At 74.6% G+C, this 19752-nt stretch carries 15 protein-coding genes, 3 tRNA genes and 1 pseudogene; 8 read left to right on the top strand and 11 right to left on the bottom strand.

Going from position 1 to position 19752, the window contains the following annotated elements:
* The first annotated feature begins 166 nt into the window (after nucleotides 1–166).
* The 6 genes and pseudogenes from ACZ55U_RS03035 (at nucleotide 167) to ACZ55U_RS03010 (ending at nucleotide 6486) form a co-directional block, all read left to right on the top strand.
* Entirely contained in the window at nucleotides 167–1687 is a 1521-nt protein-coding gene (locus ACZ55U_RS03035; RefSeq protein WP_465521746.1) for a hypothetical protein, read from the top strand.
* 241 nt (nucleotides 1688–1928) lie between these two features.
* Nucleotides 1929–2921: an SDR family NAD(P)-dependent oxidoreductase gene (locus ACZ55U_RS03030; protein ID WP_465521744.1), complete on the top strand. Its 993-nt coding sequence runs from the start codon at nucleotides 1929–1931 to the stop codon at nucleotides 2919–2921.
* Between the two features lie 74 nt (nucleotides 2922–2995).
* Nucleotides 2996–3697: pseudogene (locus tag ACZ55U_RS03025) on the top strand (nucleotidyltransferase family protein); the annotation flags it as partial.
* Nucleotides 3698–3822: 125 nt separating this feature from the next.
* The gene (locus ACZ55U_RS03020) at nucleotides 3823–4740 is read left to right on the top strand and encodes an NAD-dependent epimerase/dehydratase family protein (RefSeq protein ID WP_465521742.1); all 918 of its coding nucleotides are present in this window, start codon (nucleotides 3823–3825) and stop codon (nucleotides 4738–4740) included.
* Entirely contained in the window at nucleotides 4737–5432 is a 696-nt protein-coding gene (locus ACZ55U_RS03015; RefSeq protein ID WP_465521740.1) for a spherulation-specific family 4 protein, read from the top strand. Before ACZ55U_RS03020 ends, ACZ55U_RS03015 begins: the two co-directional genes overlap by 4 nt.
* A gap of 22 nt (nucleotides 5433–5454) precedes the next feature.
* Entirely contained in the window at nucleotides 5455–6486 is a 1032-nt protein-coding gene (locus ACZ55U_RS03010; RefSeq protein ID WP_465521738.1) for an endo alpha-1,4 polygalactosaminidase, read from the top strand.
* 85 nt (nucleotides 6487–6571) lie between these two features.
* Here the strand turns inward: ACZ55U_RS03010 and ACZ55U_RS03005 are convergent, their stop codons facing one another.
* Nucleotides 6572–6772: a hypothetical protein gene (locus ACZ55U_RS03005; protein ID WP_465521736.1), complete on the bottom strand. Its 201-nt coding sequence runs from the start codon at nucleotides 6770–6772 to the stop codon at nucleotides 6572–6574.
* 154 nt (nucleotides 6773–6926) lie between these two features.
* Here ACZ55U_RS03005 and ACZ55U_RS03000 point away from each other — a divergent pair, with 154 nt between their 5' ends.
* Entirely contained in the window at nucleotides 6927–7880 is a 954-nt protein-coding gene (locus tag ACZ55U_RS03000) for an aldo/keto reductase (protein ID WP_465521734.1), read from the top strand.
* A gap of 68 nt (nucleotides 7881–7948) precedes the next feature.
* Here ACZ55U_RS03000 and ACZ55U_RS02995 read toward each other — a convergent pair whose 3' ends face one another.
* From ACZ55U_RS02995 to ACZ55U_RS02970, 6 genes are all read right to left on the bottom strand, one after another.
* Complete coding sequence (locus ACZ55U_RS02995; protein WP_465521732.1) at nucleotides 7949–8926, bottom strand: C40 family peptidase; 978 nt, start codon at nucleotides 8924–8926, stop codon at nucleotides 7949–7951.
* Nucleotides 8923–10134: an SPFH domain-containing protein gene (locus tag ACZ55U_RS02990; RefSeq protein WP_465521730.1), complete on the bottom strand. Its 1212-nt coding sequence runs from the start codon at nucleotides 10132–10134 to the stop codon at nucleotides 8923–8925. Before ACZ55U_RS02990 ends, ACZ55U_RS02995 begins: the two co-directional genes overlap by 4 nt.
* A gap of 257 nt (nucleotides 10135–10391) precedes the next feature.
* Nucleotides 10392–10589, bottom strand: a complete 198-nt coding sequence (locus ACZ55U_RS02985) for a hypothetical protein (RefSeq protein WP_465521728.1) — start codon at nucleotides 10587–10589, stop codon at nucleotides 10392–10394.
* A gap of 362 nt (nucleotides 10590–10951) precedes the next feature.
* Nucleotides 10952–11027, bottom strand: a tRNA-Arg gene (locus ACZ55U_RS02980).
* Between the two features lie 31 nt (nucleotides 11028–11058).
* Nucleotides 11059–11134, bottom strand: a tRNA-Arg gene (locus ACZ55U_RS02975).
* Between the two features lie 232 nt (nucleotides 11135–11366).
* Nucleotides 11367–11460 (bottom strand) — tRNA-Ser (locus tag ACZ55U_RS02970).
* 177 nt (nucleotides 11461–11637) lie between these two features.
* Here ACZ55U_RS02970 and ACZ55U_RS02965 point away from each other — a divergent pair.
* On the top strand, nucleotides 11638–15126 hold the full coding sequence (locus ACZ55U_RS02965; RefSeq protein WP_465521726.1) for a hybrid sensor histidine kinase/response regulator: 3489 nt from the start codon (nucleotides 11638–11640) through the stop codon (nucleotides 15124–15126).
* Between the two features lie 92 nt (nucleotides 15127–15218).
* On the opposite strand, the gene ACZ55U_RS02960 is transcribed toward ACZ55U_RS02965, so the two are convergent.
* The 4 genes from ACZ55U_RS02960 to ACZ55U_RS02945 form a co-directional block, all read right to left on the bottom strand.
* Nucleotides 15219–16880 carry a long-chain fatty acid--CoA ligase gene (locus tag ACZ55U_RS02960; RefSeq protein WP_465521724.1) on the bottom strand — a complete coding sequence of 554 codons (1662 nt, stop codon included), beginning with the start codon at nucleotides 16878–16880 and terminating at the stop codon, nucleotides 15219–15221.
* Nucleotides 16881–17008: 128 nt separating this feature from the next.
* A complete protein-coding gene (locus ACZ55U_RS02955; RefSeq protein WP_465521722.1) occupies nucleotides 17009–17548 on the bottom strand; it encodes a hypothetical protein in 540 nt (179 codons plus the stop codon).
* A gap of 66 nt (nucleotides 17549–17614) precedes the next feature.
* Nucleotides 17615–18835 carry a hypothetical protein gene (locus ACZ55U_RS02950; protein ID WP_465521720.1) on the bottom strand — a complete coding sequence of 407 codons (1221 nt, stop codon included), beginning with the start codon at nucleotides 18833–18835 and terminating at the stop codon, nucleotides 17615–17617.
* Nucleotides 18836–18881: 46 nt separating this feature from the next.
* Nucleotides 18882–19748 (bottom strand): glycoside hydrolase domain-containing protein, encoded by an 867-nt coding sequence (locus ACZ55U_RS02945; protein WP_465521718.1) that lies wholly within the window; start codon nucleotides 19746–19748, stop codon nucleotides 18882–18884.
* Nucleotides 19749–19752: the final 4 nt, after the last annotated feature.

Below are 19752 nucleotides of genomic sequence, written 5' to 3'. Positions count from 1 at the left end.
TCGAACGGCTCGCGACACTGGCCATGCACCCACCGGGACCGAGAGGTCACAACCCTACCGAAGAGGGCTGCAGAAGGGATGGTCCTCTAATGAGCGAGCACCGCGAGCGAACCGTTGACAAGCGCGTGTTCCACTCCGCGGCCGCCGAGCCCTGCGAGGTGGGCGCGTGAGTGGTCCATTGAGGCTCGTCCCCGACGAAGCCGGTCCCGAGCACACCGTGCAGCTGCGCGCGCTGCCGCTCAAGCGCCGCCGTCCCGCGCCGCCGGAGCCGGAGCACGAGCAGTCGCTCTACCTCTCCGCGGACCCGCTGGACGAACTCGCCGAGCGCCTGCGCGACGTCTGCGCCGACGCCGTCCACCCGTACGAGATCGCGGCCTTCCTGGAGTCCGACGGCCTCTCCGACGAGCAGGCCGCCCTGCTGTACGGCCGCCCCGACGCGTTCACCGTCGCCGAGGAGCTGTTCGAGAAGGTCGAGCGCCGCTACCCCGGCCCCAGCTCCGAGTTCGCCAACCCCTGGCGGGCCGACCCCTGGCGCTGCGTGGTGCGCGGCCTGGTGTTCGCCCTGCCCGGACTCGGCTACCTGCTCGGCGCCAACCTGTTCGCGACCACCCGGATGCGCTTCGGCCTGCCCTCGGGCATGCTCGCGCTGTCCGTCGCCACCCTGGTCAGCTGGGGCTTCAACCAGGCCCTGGCGCACCGCTCCTACCGCTGGCTGGGCCGGCTGCGCCGCCGCGAGGCCGCGGTCTGCCTGGCCGTCGGCGCCCCGGTCGGCGCCCTGGTCGCGGCGAGCGCCGCGTACGTGGTCGGCGGGCCGCTCGGCGCGCTGTGCTTCGCCGCCGGGCAGTCCTGCTACCTCGCCGCGGCCACCGTGCTGCTGGTGCTCGGGCGGGAGAAGTTCCTGCTGCTGGCGCTGGCCCCGGCCTCGGTCGGCGCGGGCGTGGTGCTGGCGGTGGACGTCCCCCAGGTGGTCCGCACGGTGGTGCTGCTCGCCTCGGTGCTGCTGGCGGTCGGCCTGGCCGTCCGGGAGCTGCTGGTCTGCATCCGCCGCGGCGAACGCGAGTCCGTCGAGCTGAGACTGCCGGTCCGCCAGGAGGTCCCGCACCTGCTGTTCGGCCTGGCCTGCGGGGCGCTCACGCTGATCGCCGGTCTCGGGGGGACCATCCACCAGGCGGTGCGGACCGGCGGCCACGCCACCCAGGAGACGTCGACCGCGCTGACCGGCCCCGCCATGATCGCGCTGACGCTGAGCCTGGGCCTCGCCGAGTGGCTGCTCTTCCGCTACCGGGCGATGGCCGTGGCCGCGCTGCGCAGCAGCCACACCAGCGGCCAGTTCTCCCGCCGCACCGGCGGCATCCTGCTCGGCTGCCTGTTCATCTACCTCACCACCGTGGCCGCGCTGGACGCCGCCGCGACCGTGCTGTGGCCCGGCGCCCCCTCGCTCGGCGTCCCGCAGCTCGGCGCGATGCTGCTCCTCGGCGGCTCGCTCTGGCTGGCGCTGCTGCTGAACGCCTTCGGGTTCAGCTGGAGCACCGCCCTGATCTGCCTGGCCGCCGCGGTCGCCGAGAGCGCCGGGCTGCTGGCAGGTGCGGACCCGATCGCCTTGCAGCTGATCGGCTGCGGGGCGGCCGCCGCCGTCCTCACCGCAATCGCCGGGCCCGCGCTCGGCCGCACCACCCAGCACCGCTGAACGGCACCACCGAACGGCACCACCCGCGCAGCACCGCTGAGCACCACCGCACAGCACCGCTGAGCAGCGCTGCCGGTCGGCGCTGTCGAACGTCGAGCACCGCTGAACACATCGAATATCCCGCACGTCCGATCCGCGTGCACCGCCGTACCCGTTCCACCTGAGAACCCACACCTGGCCACGGCGGCCGGTCACCACAGAGCGCCCGGCCGCCCCGGCAGATCGAGAAAGCGAACCCCGCATGAGCAGCGTCGCGGTTACCGGAGCCGAGGGCTTCATCGGCTCCCACCTGGTCGAGGCCCTGGTCGCCGACGGGCACCACGTCCGCGCGATGGTCCAGTACAACTCGTTCTCGTCCTTCGGCTGGATGGAGACCCTGTCCGAGGAGGTGCTGGACTCCGTCGAGATCGTCCTCGGCGACGTCCGGGACCCGGGCTCGGTCAACGGCCTGGTCAAGGGCACCGAGGCGGTCTACCACCTGGCCGCCCTGATCGCGATCCCGTACTCCTACCGCGCCCCCCACTCGTACGTGGACACCAACGTCACCGGCACCCTGAACGTGCTGGAGGCGGTGCGCCACCTGGAGATCCCGCGTCTGGTGCACACCTCCACCAGCGAGACCTACGGCACCGCGCAGACCGTGCCGATCACCGAGGACCACCCGATCAACACCCAGTCCCCGTACGCCGCCTCCAAGGCCGGCGGGGACCGGTTGGCCGACAGCTACCACGCCAGCTTCGAGACCCCGGTCGTCACCCTGCGCCCGTTCAACACCTTTGGCCCGCGCCAGTCCATGCGCGCCGTCATCCCGACCGTGATCGCCCAGGTCGCGGCCGGCCAGACCGAGATCACCCTCGGCGACCTGCGCCCGACCCGCGACTTCATGTTCGTCAAGGACACGGCCAACGCCTTCCGCACGGTGGGCACCGCACCCGCCGGGGCGGTGGTCGGCCGGACCTTCAACGCCGGTACCGGCGGCGAGATCTCGGTCGGCGACCTGGTCACCCTGGTCGGCAAGCTGATGGGCGTGGACCTGGTGGTGAAGGAGGACGAGCAGCGCATCCGTCCGACCAACTCCGAGGTGATGCGCCTGGTCGCGGACGCCACCCGACTGCGCGAGGCCACCGGCTGGGCCCCGGCCTTCAGCCTGGAGCAGGGCCTGGAGCAGACGATCGAGTTCTTCCGCGATCCGGCCAACCTGGCCCGCTACAAGACCGACATCTACAACGTCTGACCGCCTGAAACGATCATGCTCGTCCTGGTAGTCGAGGTTCGTGTCCTGCACATCCTTTCCGTGGGGGAAACACCATGCATGCAGTGATCCTGGCCGGCGGTAAGGGCGTCCGTCTCCGCCCGTACACCACCGCGCTTCCCAAGCCGCTCGTCCCGATCGGCGACCAGCACGCGATCCTGGAGATCGTGATGCGCCAGCTCGCCGCCGCGGGCTTCCAGAGCGTCACCCTGGCCATCGGCCATCTCGGCCACATCATCCGCGCCTACGTCGGCAACGGCTCGCAGTGGGGCCTGCGGGTCGGCTACGCCGTCGAGGACAGCCCGCTCGGCACCATGGGCCCGTTGCTCACCATGCAGGACCGCCTGCCGGAGCACTTCCTGGTGATGAACGGCGACATCCTGACCGACCTGGACTTCGCCGGGGTGCTCAAGCACCACGAGGCGTCCGGGGCCCCGCTGACCATCGCCACCTACGCCCGCCAGGTCAAGATCGACTTCGGCGTGCTGACCTCCGCGGAGGGCAGCATCACCGGGTTCCAGGAGAAGCCCAGCATCGACTACCGCGTCTCGATGGGCGTGTACGGCGTCTCCCGCTCGGCGCTCGCCAAGTACACCCCGGGCCTGCCACTGGGCTTCGACGAGCTGGTACTGGACCTCCTGGCCGCCGGGACCCCGCCCGCCGCCTACGAGTTCGGCGGCTACTGGCTGGACATAGGCCGGCCCGACGACTACGACCGGGCCAACGCCGAGTTCTCGACCATCCGCCCCGTCCTGATGCCCTTCGAGTCGACCGGCGCCGCGCCGAGCGTCGCGGACCTGTCGATCCCGGCCGCCCGCACCGCCCCGGACGACGCCGTCGCCGAGCCCGCCACGGCGGGCGCCGAGACCGACGGACGGGCCGCGTGAGAATCCTGCTCCTCGGCGGCGACGGCTTCCTCGGCCGTCACGCCACCGCCGTCCTGCGGTCACTGCCCGGTGCCACCGTGCTGACCGCGGGGCGGCGGCCCGCCCACGACCTCCGGCTGGACCTGGCCACCGCCCAGGCCGGCCCGCTCGGCGAGGAACTGTCCGCGCTGGCCCCCGACGTGGTGGTCAACTTCGCCGGCGCGGTGGCCGGCAGCGCGGTCAAGCTCGCCGAGGTGAACGCCCGCGGCCCGGCGGTGCTCTGTGAGGCGCTCGCCCTGGGCGCTCCCAAGTCCCGTCTGGTGCACATCGGTTCGGCCGGCGAGTACGGCGTCTGCGCGGAGGGAGACTCGCTCTCCGAGGACGCCGACGCCCGTCCGGTCGGCGTCTACGGCGCGACCAAGCTGGCCGGCTCCCTCGCGGTGGCCGGCTCGCCGCTGGACGCCGTGGTGCTCCGGGTGTTCAACCCGGTCGGCCCCGGCGCCCCGGCGGGCTCGCTGCCCGGCCGGCTGGCCGCCGAGCTGCGCCGGGTGGCGCCCGAGGGCGCCGACGGCGTGGTCACCGTCGGCGACCTCTCCGCCTACCGCGACTTCGTCGACGCCCGGGACGTGGCCGAGGCCGTCGGCCTGGCCGTCACCGCCGGGCGTCCGCTCCCCCGGGTGCTCAACCTGGCCTCCGGGCGGGCCCGGCAGGTCAGGGCGATCGCCGACGGGCTGGCCGCCGCGGCCGGCTTCACCGGCCGGATCGACGAGAGCGGGGCGGGCTCCGAGCGCTCGGCCGCCGTCTCCTGGCAGCAGGCCGACGTGTCGGCCGCCGCCCGGGAGCTCGGCTGGCACCCGGAGACCGAACTCGCCGACACCCTGCGGGACTTGTGGCTCGACACCGCCGAGCCCACGGCCGACCCGGTGGTCGCATGACCGCCGGGACCGCCCCCGACGGCCGCCTGCTGGTACCGCTGTACGTCCATCCCGCGGTGGACCCGGCGGCCTGGCGGGCGGTCGCCGCCGCCGACCCGGCCCGGATCGCCGCCGTCGTGCTCAACCTCGCCGACGGCCCGGGCGCGACCCCGGACCACGTCTTCACCGAGGCGGCCGACGAACTGCGCGCCGCGGGGCTGCCGTTGGTCGGCTACGCCGACACCGAATACGGCCGCCGGCCGCACGCCGCCGTGGTGGGCGACATCCTGACGTATCGTCAGCGCCATGGCATCACCGGTGTCTACCTCGACCAAGTGGCCACCCACCCGGGCGCGTTGGCGCACTACCGCCGGCTGGCCACGGCCGCCCGCGCGGCCGGCTGCGGCACCGTGGTGTTCGGCCACGGCGAGCATCCGGACCCGGCCTACGCCGAGGTCGGCCTGGCCGACCTGCTGGTCACCTTCGAGGGCGACTGGGACACCTACCGCACCATGACGCAGCCGCTGTGGACCGGGCGGCACTCGGCCTCCCGCTTCTGCCACCTGGTCTACGACGTCCCGGCCGAGCACGCCCAGGACGCCGCCGCCCTGATCGCCGCCCGGCGAGCCGGCGTCGGATGCGCCGTACCGGGAGCCGGGGAGAACCCCTGGCGCACCCTGCCGTACGGCCTGAACGCCGCTGAACTGACCTGACCCGACTCGGAGTTCGACTACCGTGAACCGCCGCAACCGGCTACTACCGGCCGCCCTGGCCCTCGCCACCGCCACCGCCCTGCTGGTCAGCTCGTGCAGCAGCTCGGGATCGGAGGACGACCAGGACTCGGCCGACGGCACCCCGAGCAACTCCCCCGCGGCCACCGCGCCGAGCACCCCCGGCGCCACCGGCACCCCCGACGCGAGCACCACCGCGCCGGACACCCCGGCACCCGCGACCACCGCCCCCGGCACCACCGGCCCGGCACCGGGCACACCCGGCGGCGGCACGGCGCCCGCCCCCCGACCGGGGACCGGCACCGCACCCGGCACCCCCGCCCCGCCACCGACCGGCGCCCGCTGGCAGCCCACCCCCGGTCTGACCTGGCAGTGGCAACTCGGCGGCGGCGTGGACCAGTCGGTGGACGTCCCGGTCTACGACATCGACGGCTTCGAGAACGACGCCTCGGTGGTGGCCGCGCTGCACGCCAAGGGCCGCAAGGTGATCTGCTACATCAACGCCGGCTCCTGGGAGGACTTCCGCCCCGACTCCGCCGCCTTCGCCAAGTCCCTCCAGGGCTCGGACACCGGCTGGAAGGGCGAGAAGTGGTTCGACATCCGCAAGCTCGACCAGCTGAGGCCGCTGATGGCCGCCCGCTTCGACATGTGCCGGAACAAGGGCTTCGACGCCGTCGAGCCGGACACCATCGAGGCCTACAACCAGAACAGCGGCTTCCCGCTGACCCCGGACGACCAGCTCAGGTACAACCGGATGCTGGCGCAGCTCGCCCACGAACGCGGCCTGGCCATCGGCCTGAAGAACGACCTGGACCAGATCCCCGCGCTTCTCGCCGACTTCGACTTCGCGGTCAACGAGGAGTGCGCGCAGTTCGACGAGTGCGACCGGGTCGCGCCCTTCGTCAAGGCGGGCAAGGCGGTCTTCCACGTCGAGTACAAGCTGGACACGAGCCAGTTCTGCGCCAAGACCAAGTCGCTGGGCTTCAGTTCGATGCAGAAGAAACTCGACCTGAAGGCCTGGCGCAAGCCCTGCTGAGGCGTTCAGCTCCCGCCGCGCGGGTGGCCCTCGGCCGGGCCACCCGCGCGAGGGTCCACCCGGGCGAGCGCCACCCGCGCCAGGATCACTTGACCGCCAGCCAGATGACGCCGCCCAGCACGGCCAGCGCGACGACGGCGATCAGCGCGATCACGCCCGTGCGGCTGCCGCTCTTGGCACTGCCGTAGGTGGAAACGTTGCCCGGTGCCTGCGGTGCCGGGCTCTCCTCGACGAACGCCCGGAACATCTGGGTGCTGCCGGCGGGGTCGTAGTCGTTGTCAGCCATGGCACGGACTCTAACGAATCCGCCCACCTCGGGCACACCCCGGACCCCCGTCGTACATGCCACACCACCCGCACGTGCGACACCGGTGCGACGGCCCCGTGAAAACCGTCCGGTTCCCGGAATGCCGCACCGCGCAATCCGGTTGACTCCCCTCATGACCGGAAACCACAGCCGGGTGAGCCTCGGCACCTCCGACCTGTCCGTCTTCCCGCTCTCCCTCGGCGGCAACGTCTTCGGCTGGACGGCCGACGAACAGCAGTCCTTCGCCGTCCTGGACGGCTACGCGGCGGCCGGCGGCAACTTCGTCGACACCGCCGACGTCTACTCCTCCTGGGCCCCGGGCAACACCGGCGGCGAGTCCGAGACCGTCCTCGGCAACTGGCTGCGCAGCCGGGGCAACCGCGAGGACATCGTGATCGCCACCAAGGTCGGCATGCTCGCCGGGCGCGAGGGCCTGGGCGCCGCCAACATCAAGGCCGCGGCCGAGGACTCGCTGCGCCGCCTCGGCGTCGAGCGGATCGACCTCTACTACACCCACCGGGACGACGACACCCCGGTCGAGGAGTTCGTCACCGCGCTGGACGAGCTGGTCCGCGAGGGCAAGGTCCGGGCGGTCGCCGCCTCCAACATCTCCGCCGAGCGGCTCGCCGAGGCGCTGGCCTTCGCCGAGCGCGAGGGCCTGGCGAAGTACGTGGCCGTCCAGCCGCACTACAACCTGGTCTCGCGCGGCACCTTCGAGGGCCCGCTGGCCGACGTGGTCGCCGAGCACGGCCTGGCCACCGTCCCGTACTACGCGCTGGCCTCCGGCTTCCTGACCGGCAAGTACCGCCCGGGCGCCCCGGGCGTGGCCAGCGCCCGCGCCGAGGGCGCCGCCCGCTACCTGGACGATCCGCGCGGCCCCAAGGTGCTGGAGGCCCTGGACGCCGTCGCCGCCGAGCACGGCGTGGAGCCCGCCTCCGTCGCCCTGGCCTGGCTCGCCGCCCGCCCGACGGTCGCCGCCCCGATCGCCAGCGCCCGCACCGTCGAGCAGCTCCCGCCGCTGCTGGCCGGCGCCACCCTGGAGCTCACCCCGGAGCAGACCGCCCTGCTGGACACCGCCTCCTCCTGAGACGCCCCGGCACGCGAACGGGCCCCCGGCAGCGAGGTGCTGCCGGGGGCCCGGTGCGTCGTCGGCGGTTACGGGCGGCCGAAGTGGGTCGGGTAGTAGCCCGGGCTGAGGGTCGAGATCCGGACGGTCGTGCCCGGCCGGGGCGCCTCCACGAACTTGCCGCCGCCCAGGTAGATCCCCACGTGGTGGATCCCCGAGGCCCGGCCGCTGTCGGACCAGAAGACCAGGTCACCGCGGCGCAGCTGCCCGGAGCTGATCGGCGTGGTCGCCGCGTACTGGTCGTCGGCCACCCGCGGCAGGCTGATCCCCGCGCGCCGGTAGGCCTGCTGGACGAGCCCCGAGCAGTCGTAGCCGGACGGGCCGTTGCCGCCCCAGACGTACGGCTTGCCGAGCTGGGCGAGCGCGTAGTCGATGGCCGACTCCACACTCCCGGAGGCCTGCCCGGAGTCCGCCGACGGACGGTTCGCGGACTGCGCGGGGGCCTGGGCCGAACCGCCGCCGGACTGCCCGGTGCGGCTGGCGTACACGTCGTAGTGGCTGGTCCAGCGCCACTCGCCGCTGCCGTTCTTGAACCAGTACTTGGAGCCGTCCCAGCCCTGGCGGATCCCGGCGGAGGAGGCCGAGCCGTTGGAGACGGCCTGGGCGGAGCCGGCCGAGCCGCCGGACCCGGTGCGGCCGGCGTACACGTCGTAGTGGCTGGTCCAGCGCCACTCGCCGGAGCCGTTCTTGAACCAGTACTTGGAGCCGTCCCAGCCCTGCTTCCCGGCCTCGGCGTGCGCGGTGCCGACCCCGGCGGTCAGGCCGACGACGCCCGCGCCCGCCAGCACGGTGGTGGCCAGACAGGTACTTCGCACCGCACGGTGTATTCGGCTGCCGCCGCCCTCCGCCGAGCGGGCGGTGCGCGGCCGGGCCGCGCAGTTCGGGCAGCCGCAGCCCGCGATCGCGGGGACGCTGCCGAGGCTCTCCTCGAAGCCCATCAGACCGCGGTCACCGTCGGAGCCGGTACCGGTGCCGGGCCCGGTGTACGTGCCGGTGGCTATCCTCATGCGGGTCGTCCTTCCTTCCGCCCGGCACGGGCGGCCGGGGGCGGTACCGAGGCGGCCACTCCGGCCGGGGCGACGAAGGCGACCAGCAGCTGTTCCATCAGGGCGCTGCGGGCGGCCTCGTCCATTTCGTGCGCGGTCGCCCGCTCCAGCCGGCGGACGGCGAGCGCCGCCGCCTCGACGGCGTCGTCCACCAGCACCGTCCGCAGGCCCGCGTCCAGGTCGGCCAGCCGGCGCCGGCGCATCGACTCGGCCACCTCGGGCGCGTAGTCCAGGGCCAGCGGCTGCACCGAGTAGACCTCCAGGCCGGCCGGGGCCGCCTCGGCGGCCAGCGCCCTGGTCATCTCGTCGGCGAACCACTGCCCGTCGCGCAGCGCGGGGCCGGGCGCGGCGTTGCTGTCGCAGGGCAGGGTGGACGCGGTGCGGGTGAGCACCGCCTGGACCTGCTCGCGCAGGTAGCCCTCGTGGTCCTCGATCGCCAGCAGTGCCCGCGCGGTGTCCTTGACCCGCCAGACGATCAGCAGCCGGACCACGATCGGCGTACCGGTGCGGTCCACCACCTTGACCGGCTCGCTGCGCCAGTGCCGCAGCCGGACGTCCACCCGGCGGCGGCGCAGCAGCGGGTTGACCCAGACCAGGCCGGTGCGCCGGACGGTGCCCCGGTAGCGGCCCCAGCGGGTCAGCACCCGGGTCTCGCCGCCCGCGTTGGCCAGCAGCCCGGCGAGCGCCAGCACGACCAGCAGTCCGGCCGCGCCCGCCGCGGCGATCGACTTCGCGTCCGTCTCCACCCCGCCGCTCTCCTTGGCAGCGCTGCCGCGCAGGTCGGGCAGCACGTCCCAGTGCGGGACGACACCGGTGCGCAGCAGGACCAGCAGCACGCCGGCCACGCCGATCAGCACCATCAGCAGGGCGATCCAGCCCGGCAGGGCGGCGGCGGGCTGCTCGCGCAGCGCCTGGTCGGCGCGCGGCGGGCGCCGGGAGGTGGTGGCGGTCGGCGCCCCGGCCACCGTGGTCTCCAGCAGGTCGACGGTCTCCGGGACGGCCGTCTCCAGGGGGTCGCGCGGATCCACCCGGTCGCCCGGCGACGGGCTCGGGACGACGGCCATCGGCGTGGTCGCCGGACCGGTGTCGGCCGGACCGCCCGGCTTGAGGGTCTTGACCATCGAGGCCTTGGCCAGCGGGCTGGAACCCGAGGCGGAACGTTCCGGCAATGCCGGGGGGAGCGTCTTGGGGAGGTTGTCGGGTCGCTGCGAAGAATCGCGGGTGACGTCCATGCACGGGTCCTCTGGGGTCGGTGTGTCGCGCAACGGGCGGCCCGGATCTGACGGGCAGTGCCAGGGTCAGGCTAAGTTCATACGTCATCAAATGCGACATTTGACCGAGGTGTGTCGACATTTGCTGACGAATCGTTCAAAGCCGACCTGACGCGCAGGCACATGAACGGATGGTCGGGACGGTTCGGCGCCGGTCAGCGCCGAGGAGCACCGGCCCCGGGGGCGAGCACCCGACGGGTGATCGGCCCCGGGCCGGTGAGCACCAGCAGGGCTTCGGCGAGTCGGACGCGCCGGCCCTCCTGCCCGGACCGCGCGGACGCACCCGGCGCGGTGATCACGAGGGCCGCCGGCCGGGCCGGAGCGGCAGCCGCACGGGGGAACAGTCGGCTCATCCGGCCCTCCTTCGCGATCGGCTGCCGGGGTGGTGGGCAGTCGGCACGGGACCGGACGGAAGGAATCACGATCCCGAGCCGGTCGTACTGCGACACCTGCGCTTTTGGCCGGGCTCACCCGTTCGGCGGTCGTCCGGGTGGCAGGACGGGATGTACCCGAATCAGCCTCGTTTCATCCACTGGGCGGCACTCGGCACCACCCGAACGGACGCGGGAACGGCACCTTCCGCCCCATCCGGAGGGGACCCGCCTCCGGGACGCGACCGATCACCGGGTGAACCGTTCGATTCGTGTTGGAGTGAGCCGGCGGGGCCGGGCCGGGAACGCGGGAAGCCCCCGGCCGGTGGCCGGGGGCTTCCCGATGGTGCGCTCAGCAGGATTCGAACCTGCAACCTCTTGATCCGTAGTCAAGTGCTCTATCCGTTGAGCTATGAGCGCAAGGAACGGGCGGACCCGATCTTGCGGTGGTTGGTGCGCTCAGCAGGATTCGAACCTGCAACCTCTTGATCCGTAGTCAAGTGCTCTATCCGTTGAGCTATGAGCGCTCGCCCTGGTGAACGTTGCCGCCGGGGCGTTGCGGGGACAACATTACATGACCTGCGGCGTGGGGCGAAATCGGTTGATCCGGGCCCCTCCGGCCCCGTTCCGGCCCGCCCCGCCCCCGCTCCGGCCCGCTCCCCGCCCCCGTTCCGGGACCTCGGCGGGGCCCTCGCCCTCCGCCGGCCCCGGGAACGCGAAGAGCCCCCGCCGACAAGATCGTCGACGGGGGCTCCCGGCTGGCGGAGGCTGAGGGATTTGAACCCTCGATCAGGAATAACCCCGAAACCGCATTAGCAGTGCGGCGCCATAGACCGGACTAGGCGAAGCCTCCCCACATGGATCACGCCCGCGTGAGCGGACCCGTTCCGTGTGTCAGTGATGATGCCACAACCGTGGGGCTCGGCACCAACCACCGCCAACGTTACTAGGCGGGTCGTCCCCGCCGCAAAGAAGAATGAGATACTGCCGTCTCCGGAGGAGCTGCCCCGAGCCGAGGAGACCTGTCGACGTGAGCAGCAGGCCGATCCGAGGCGCTGCTCGCCTCGCCGCCATACTCGACGCCCTGCCCGACGCGTTGTTGCTGGTCAACAGCAACGGCACCGTCGTGGACGCCAACAGCGCGGCGGTCCAGGCGCTGCAGGCACCGGGCACCTCACTGGTCGGCATGGGCGTGCTGGGCCTGCTGCCCGAGTTCGACCCCAGCCGCATCCCCGGCTCGATGCGTCCGGCCACCCGCGACGGCGACGCCCTCGACCGCCCGGTCCGGATGACCGCCCACCGCACCGACGGCACCACCTTCCCCGTCGAGGTCTCCGGCAACGACTTCGCCGACGACGACGGCCGCGGCTACGCCCGCTCCCCGTACGACTCGTACCGGGAGAACTCGCCGTCCTCCTCCGACCTGCTCCTGCTGCTGGTCCGCGACCTCTCCGGCCGGCTCGGCGTCGAGGCCGAGCTGCGCCGCCAGCACAAGCAGACCGAGATGATCCTGCGGGCCGCCGCCGAGGGCGTGCTCGGCGTGGACCTCGAAGGCCGCTGCGTGCTGGTCAACCCGGCCGCCGCGCACATCCTGGAGTACCGGGCGAGCGAGCTGGGCGGGCGCGAGCTGCACCCGCTGATCCAGCACTCCCGGGCCGACGGCACCCCGCTGGCGCTGGAGGAGTCGGCGCTGCTGGACACCCTGACCTCCGGACGCAAGCACCGGGTGCGCGGCACCGTGCTGTGGCGCAAGGACGGCCGCCCCGTCACCGTCGACCTCACCACCGCCCCCGTCCGGGACGGCGACCAGCTGGTCGGCGCGGTGATGACCTTCACCGACCGCAGCCGCGAACTCGCCCTGATCGCCCGCAACGAGCACCTCACCGCCGTCCTGGAGAGCGAGCTGGGCGGCGCGCTGAACGCGCTGAACCAGCGGCTCGACGCGCTCGCCGCCGACCCGGCCGGCCAGCTGTGGCCGGAGGCCAACTGGACGCTGCGCCGGCTGGCCGCCGAGTGCCGCCGGTTCGGGAAGCTGATCGACGGGGTCCTCGACCACCAGCGCAGCGAGGCCGGCGAGAGCGGCGCGGCCGAGGCCAGGGACGGCAAGGAGCCCAAGGCCGGCAAGGAGGGCCAGGACGGCAAGGGCGGGCGGAAGGCCGCGTCGCGGGTGCCGGTCGGCCTGGACAAGGTGGTCCGCCGGGCCGTGCAGGAGGCCGGTGAGCTGGTCGGCCCCGGCCGGGTGCGGTTCTCGGTGCACGCCGCCGCGGTCGAGGTGATCGCCGACGAGCGGCGGCTGGCCCAGGCGCTGGCCCACCTGGTCGCCGACGTCAGCGGGATCGGCCTGGCGCTGGACGCCCCCGCCGCGCCCTCCCCCGGCCTGGCCGTGCCCGGGCTGAACGCTGCCGCCGAGCCCGCGCTGCCGCCCGCCCCCGAACCGCCGACCGTCGTCCTGGCCGCCGCCCAGCGCGGCGAGGTCGCCCGGGTCGAGATCCGCGGCCCCGGCGTCGGCGGCAGCCCCGTCCACCTGCCGATAGCCCGCGCGGTGGTCGAGCGCCACGGCGGGGTGCTCCAGCCGCACGAGCTGCCCGGCAAGGCCGGCACCACGTACGTCGTCGAGCTGCCGCTGGACCCGGCCGCCGCGAAGGCCGCCGCCGAGCGCGCCGCCGCCGAGGGGCGCTCCGACCGGCCCAAGGAGAGCGACAGCGCCGTCCTGCCCGAGCTGCCGGGCATCCCGCAGCTGCCCAGCGGCGGCGAGGCCGCCGAGCCCGTGACCGGCGCCGAGCAGCCCGCCGCCGAGGCCGCCGAGGCGGAGCGGGCGCCCGCCGAGGAGCCTGCCGCCGAGCGGCGCGGCCGCCGTGGCCGGCCGGCCGCCTCCGGCGCTCCCGTTGCCGCCGACGTTCCCGCCGACCAGTGGCCGAACGCCCCCGCCCGGGTCGAGCGGCCCGTCCCCGAGCAGTGGAACGGCACCGGCAACGACCCCGCGTACGGCCGCCAGGGCCTGGCCGGGCCGGACGGCGCCCAGAGCGACCCGTGGGGCAAGGACGACGGCCGCTCCGGCCCCGCCTACGCCGTGCCCGTCGAGGGCGACCGGGCGCAGCGACCCGCCGGCCGCGAGCCGCTCGCCCTCGGCCCGGCCCCCGCGCCCGCGCCCGCGCCCGCCGCGGACGGCACCCCGGCGGGCGGCACCCCGACCGCCGAGGCCGTCCACGAGCAGGCCCCGGGCGAGGCCAAGCCCCGGCGCCGCCGCGCGCTGCCCTCGACCGAGGACCCCTCCGGCGGCTTCGCGCTGCCCGGAACGGCCGACACCCCGGTCTACCCCGGCCTGGAGCACGCCCTGCCGACCGGCCCCGCGCCCACGCCGCCCGAACCGGCCGCCGCACCGACCGGGCGCCGCCGCCGGCTGGCCGTCCCGCCGGGGCCCGGCCCGGACGCACTGGTGAACGCCTCCGGCCCGGCCGGTGGCGCCATGGGTGATGCCGCCGGTGGGGCCATGGGCGGTGCCGTCGGCGGAGCCGCCGGGCAGGAGCCCTCCCCCGGCGCCGCGCTGGCGCCCGCCCGGGCCGTGCTGCCCGCCGCCGAGCAGCCGTCCGCCCCGCGCCCGGTCGGCACCGGGCTGGGCGAACTCGCCCCGGCGCGCCCGCTCGGCCCCGCACCGGTGCCCGCCCCCGGGCTGCCCACCGCCGTGCCGCAGCCGCCCGCGCCGGGCGACGCCGGACGGACGGCGCCGCGCCCGATGGCCGAGCTCCCCGCCGCCGATCAGCCGCCCGCCCCGACCGGCGAACTGGTCAACACCCGCCGGCTGCTGGTCTGGCCCGAGCCCGACCCGGCCACCAAGCAGGCCCTCCAGGCGCGCGGCTACCTCCCGGTGATCGTCCGCTCCCGCGAGGAGGTGGACGCCCAGGCCCCCGGCTTCCCCGCCGCCCTCTTCGTCGACCCGCTGACCGGCCCGATCACCCGCACCGCGCTCCAGTCGCTGCGCACCGCCGCGCTCAACCGGCGGGTCCCGGTGCTGGTCACCGCCGGCCTCGGCCAGGCCACCCGGGACGCCGCGTACGGGGCCGATCCGGCCGTGCTGCTGCGCGCCCTCGCGCCGCGCGACGGCGAGCACCACGCCCCGCGGGTGCTGCTGGTCGAGGGCGACCCGGACATCGCCGCCGCCATGATCAGCAGCCTGGAGCGGCGCGGCATGCACGTCGAACACGCGGTGGACGAGAACGACGCGGTGGCCCGGGCGAGCAGCGTGCAGCCCAACCTGGTGGTCATGGACCTGTTGCAGATCCGCCGTCGCCGGGTCGGCCTGCTGGACTGGCTGCGCGCCAACGACCGGCTGCACCGCACCCCGCTGGTGGTCTACACCTCGGTGGACCTCGACCCGCGCGAGCTGCCGCGGCTGCGCACCGGCGAGACGGTGCTGTTCCTCGCCGAGCGCTCGACCAGCGAGGACGTCCAGTCCCGGATCGTCGACCTGCTCGGGCGGATCGGCGCGATGGGCGAGGCGGGCGTCGCCGCCGCGGGCTGAGCCGCCACGCGGGCCGGGCACGGGAAGCGGAGCGGACACGGGAAAGGGCCGGCCGCCCCCGTTCCGTACGGGGCGGCCGGCCCTTCTCGCGATCACTCCTTGCCGAGCACCGTGACGTCCAGTTCCTCGGCCGCGTAGCTGGCCCGGATCACCTTCTTGTCGAACTTGCCGACCGAGGTCTTCGGCACCGACTCGACGATCGACCAGCGCTCCGGAAGCTGCCAGGAGGCGATCCGCTCGCCCAGGAAGGCCCGCAGCTCCCTGAGTCCGGCGGTCGCGCCCGGGCGCAGCACCACGGTGGCCAGCGGGCGCTCGCCCCACTTCTCGTCCGGGACGGCGACCACGGCGGCCTCGGCCACGTCGGGGTGCGCCATCAGGGCGTTCTCCAGCTCGACCGAGGAGATCCACTCGCCGCCGGACTTGATCACGTCCTTGGCCCGGTCGGTGAGGGTGAGGTAGCCGTCGGCGGTGATGGTGCCGACGTCGCCGGTGCGCAGCCAGCCGTCCTCGGAGAACTTGTCGTCCGGGCGGATCGGGTCCTGGCCGGCGCCGCCGTAGTACGCCCCGGCGATCCACGGGCCGCGCACCTCCAGCTCGCCCGCCGAGACGCCGTCGTGCGGCATCCGCTCGCCGCCCGGGCCGGTCAGCCGGGCCTCGACGGAGGCCGGGAAGACGCCCTGGGTGATCCGGTACGGCCACTCCTGCTCGGGGGTGAGGCCGCCCGGCGGCTGGGCGAAGCAGCCGAGCGGGGAGGTCTCCGTCATGCCCCAGGCGTGCAGCACCCGGATGCCGTGGCGCTCCTCGAAGCCCTTCATCAGGGCGGGCGGGCAGGCGCTGCCGCCGATGACCACCATGCGCAGGCTGGAGGTGTCGTAGTCGCCCGCGTCGAGCTCGTCCAGCAGGCCGCTCCAGATGGTGGGGACGGCGGCGCTGACGGTGGGGCGCACGGCGGCGATCATCTCGGCCATCGGCTTGGGCTGGAGGAAACGATCCGGCATGAGCAGGTTGGCACCGGACATGAAGGCCGCGTGCGGGATGCCCCAGGCGTTCACGTGGAACATCGGGACCACCGGCAGCGCGGTGTCGCGCGGGGTGAAGGCGAAGTTGTCGCCGGTGTTGACCTGCATGCAGTGCAGGTAGACCGAGCGGTGGCTGTAGAGCACGCCCTTCGGGTCGCCGGTGGTGCCGGAGGTGTAGCAGAGCACGGCCGCCTGCCGCTCGTCGATGTCGTCCCGCCAGGGGTACTCGGTGGGCCGGCCGGCGATCAGCTCCTCGTAGTCGTGCACGCCGCCCGCGAAGCCGGCCAGCACCGAACGGTCGCCGGGGCCGCTCACCACGATGTGCTTGAGGGTCGGCGCGAGGTCCGGCAGCACGGCGGCGAGCAGCGGGAGGACGGTGCCGTTGACGATGACGACCCGGTCGGCGGCGTGGTTGACGATGAACGACAGCTGCTGGGCGGGCAACCGCAGGTTCAGCGTGTGCAGCACGGACCCCATCGCGGGGACGGCCAGGTACGCCTCCAGGTGCTCGGCGTTGTTCCACATCAGGGTGGCGACCCGGTCGTCCCCGGCCACCCCGAGCTCGTCGCGCAGCGCCCAGGCGAGCTGCGCGGCCCGCGCGCCCACCTCCGCGTAGCTGCGGACGACCGGTCCCGTGCCGTCCCAGGTGGTCACCGTCGATCGGCCGTGGATCGTGGCCCCGTGCTCCAGGATCCGGGCGACGGTGAGCGGGACGTCCTGCATCGTGCTGAACACGGGTCCTCCTTGACCTGGCGGCACTGCGGCTGCGCCCGCGAACACCTACCGGGCGGTAATGCGCGCGGACGTGCCCGATTGTGCCGCCCGCACCCCGCCGTGTCAGCACCTCGACCCCGTTGCGCGGATCACGGATTCGTCCCGGTTGCGCCCTCCGCGCGCATCCGGGAGTCCGTCGGCAGCCAGGTGCGCACGTCCTCCGGGATGGCCCGGTACTCGGCGGCGGCCAGGGTCCGGCTCCGCCACACCCCGTCGGCGCCCGCCTCGACCACCCGCACCTCGTCCTCGGCGGCGGCGGCACGATGCCGGTCGGTGAAGATCCACACCTGTGTGCCGGCCGCCTGCCACCGGTACCCCGGCTGGTCCTTCCCGCTGTCGTAGACCGTGTCGTCCCGCCACAGCACGTCCTTGCGCGTGCCCTCCCCGCGCTTCGACGGCGTGTACGCCCGCACCACACCGCGCCAACGCCTGGTCCCGTCCGGCTCCGCGCTCTCCTCCACCTCCAGCGCGAACCGGTCGTACGGTGCCCGCACCCAGTGGTCGGGCCGGGCCGCTCCCTCCGCGTGCAGCCTGTTGGTGTACACGGCGGGCGGCCCGTCCGCCCCGCCTCCGCACCCGGCCAGCAGCACGGCGACCACGCCCGGCAGGACGCTCCGCCGGAGCACCATCAACTGAACCTCACTTCCTCGGCTGTCCGCCGCGGAGCTCGTGACGGGGCGGTAGGGCCGGCCGGCTCAGGCGCGGTCGGGGCGGGCGAGGCGTAGGGAGTTGGCCGGGTCGGGGGTGTAGGCGGGGTCGAGGGTCCAGCCCTGTTCGGCGGCGATGCGCAGGGCCTGGTGGGCGCCGGCGCCGCGGTAGGTGGCGCGCTTGAGGTGGACGCGGCGCAGGAAGGTGCCGTCGGGGGCGGTGAGGGCGCGGTAGGAGTCGGCGGAGCGGGCGAGTTCGCGGTCGGCGTCGCGCTTGAGGATGCGGCGGATGTGGCGGTCCCAGGCGGCGGGGCTGTTGGTGAACTCGGCTCGGAAGGCGCGCGGGCCGACGGTCCAGCGGGCGCCCCAGCGGTCCCAGTAGTCGGGCTCGGGCCGGCTCACCCAGAAGGTGAGCAGGCCGTACAGGGGGACGTAGACGATCTGGAGCAGGAGGACGAACGGCAGCAGCGGCGCGAAGCGGACCGGCTGCGGGCCCCACGGGGTGCCGGGCGGGGCGGGCGGGTCCTGCGGGGACGGCGCGTTCGGGGCGGCCGGAGCGGGGAAGTGGCGGGCGAGCCGGACGTGCCCGGCGTCGGTCCCGGACGCCACGCCGTGCCAGCCCTGCCGCTCGGCGAGCCGGACCACGCCGGCCGCGCCGAGGCCGCGGTAGAGCCGCAGCGCGAGCCCGACCGTCATCACCCGGCCGTGGTCGGCCCGCAGCTCGCCGTCACCGGCCGCGTGGGCGGCCTCGGCGGCGGCGATCCGGCGGGCGAGCACCGGGGTGACGTAGCGCTCCCAGTGCTCCGGGCGCCCGGTGAGCTCGGCGCGCAGGCGGCGCGGCGGGATGAAGCTGCGGTTCACCTTCAGCCAGCCGTCGGAGCTCGGGCCGGATCCGCCGCCGGAGTAGTCGGCCAGGATCAGCACGACGAAGAAGCCCACCAGGCCGAGGATCCAGAGCGGGGCGTAGATCCACTGGAGCAGGAACTGGAGCAGCACGACCAGGCGGTTGCGGCGCGGCGCGGGGCCGGGGAAGCCGCCGCCGGGCTGCGGGGCGGCGCCGAACTGCGCTGCGGCGTGCGGTGGTCGGGGCGCCGGGTGGGCCTGCTGGGGCGGGTACGGCTGCGGTGGCGGCACGGGCTGCGCGTAGGGGTTCGGCCCGTACGACGCCTGCCCGTGCGGCGCCTGCCCGTACGACGCCGCCCCGTACGGGTACTGCGGCGGCGCCGCGCCGTACCCGTTCGCGCCGCCGTGTCCCTGACCGTTCGCCATGCCGTTCCCCCCGTACCGGATCGGGGGTCACCCTACCCGCGGGGGCTCAGCCGGCGGTCGGGCCGTCCACGAGGTTGCGGTCGACGGCGAGGGTGGCGCCGTTGAAGGTCTCCTCGACGTTGCCGTGGTACTGGTGGACGCGCTGGTGGAAGCTCCAGAGGTCGGGGGCCAGGCCGCCGGAGCCGGCCGTGTCGACCTGGTCGTCCCAGCGGGCGTACCAGAGCGCGTCGGGCATCGGGGAGCTGCCCGCCCGGGCGGCGGCGGCGAGGTCCGAGACCCCCGAGTCGAGGCTGGAGTAGAAGCCGGAGCGGTAGCCGGCGGCGTGCAGGCCGGCCGTCCAGCCGAGGGTGAAGTCGACCACGGCCTGCCCGCAGGCCGCGTCGTGCATCGGGTAGGCCTCGATGTCCAGGTAGACCGGGCTGCCGCCGGCGAGCCCGAGCGAGCGCAGCGCCCGGGCCGCCTCGTCCGCCTCCTCCCGGCCCTGCTCCGCGGCCTTCGCCGGGTCGATCCGCCGGGGCTTGCGGCTCGGGTCCGCGCACGGCGCCTGCAGCCCGACGTGCACCGGCAGGAACCGCCAGCCCAGCGCCCGCGCCTGGCGCACCCAGTCGGCGGTGAGCCGGGGCTGGGCGCAGCCGCGCTGGGAGCCGCTGGTGTAGATGCCGACCGCCCCGTACGGGGAGGCGCCGCGCCAGGCCCGCAGGGTGTCGAGCGGCGGGGCGGTGCAGGCGTCGAAGGCGGGGCCGCTCCAGGTGGCGAGGGGCCGGACCGGCCCGCCCCGGTCGGGAAGCGTGACGGTCCGGATGCGGGGAGCGGCGGCCCGGGCGGCGGCTTCGGCGCTCGCGCCCGTCCCGTCGGTGGCCAGCAGGAGCACGAGGGCGGCGGCGAGGAAGGCCGCGGGGCGGAGATAGCGCACCCCG

This window comes from Kitasatospora sp. NPDC034533 (genome assembly GCF_055575155.1).
This window is presented reverse-complemented; position numbering and strand designations above follow the sequence as displayed.

Bases quoted from the DNA above. Each gene is read 5' to 3' on its own strand.
- ACZ55U_RS03015 (WP_465521740.1), top strand. From the start codon at position 4,737: ATGACCGCCGGGACCGCCCCCGACGGCCGCCTGCTGGTACCGCTGTAC.
- ACZ55U_RS02995 (WP_465521732.1), bottom strand. From the start codon at position 8,926: ATGAGGATAGCCACCGGCACGTACACCGGGCCCGGCACCGGTACCGGC.
- ACZ55U_RS03030 (WP_465521744.1), top strand. From the start codon at position 1,929: ATGAGCAGCGTCGCGGTTACCGGAGCCGAGGGCTTCATCGGCTCCCAC.
- ACZ55U_RS03000 (WP_465521734.1), top strand. From the start codon at position 6,927: ATGACCGGAAACCACAGCCGGGTGAGCCTCGGCACCTCCGACCTGTCC.
- ACZ55U_RS03005 (WP_465521736.1), bottom strand. From the start codon at position 6,772: ATGGCTGACAACGACTACGACCCCGCCGGCAGCACCCAGATGTTCCGG.
- ACZ55U_RS02955 (WP_465521722.1), bottom strand. From the start codon at position 17,548: ATGGTGCTCCGGCGGAGCGTCCTGCCGGGCGTGGTCGCCGTGCTGCTG.
- ACZ55U_RS02985 (WP_465521728.1), bottom strand. From the start codon at position 10,589: ATGAGCCGACTGTTCCCCCGTGCGGCTGCCGCTCCGGCCCGGCCGGCG.
- ACZ55U_RS02950 (WP_465521720.1), bottom strand. From the start codon at position 18,835: ATGGCGAACGGTCAGGGACACGGCGGCGCGAACGGGTACGGCGCGGCG.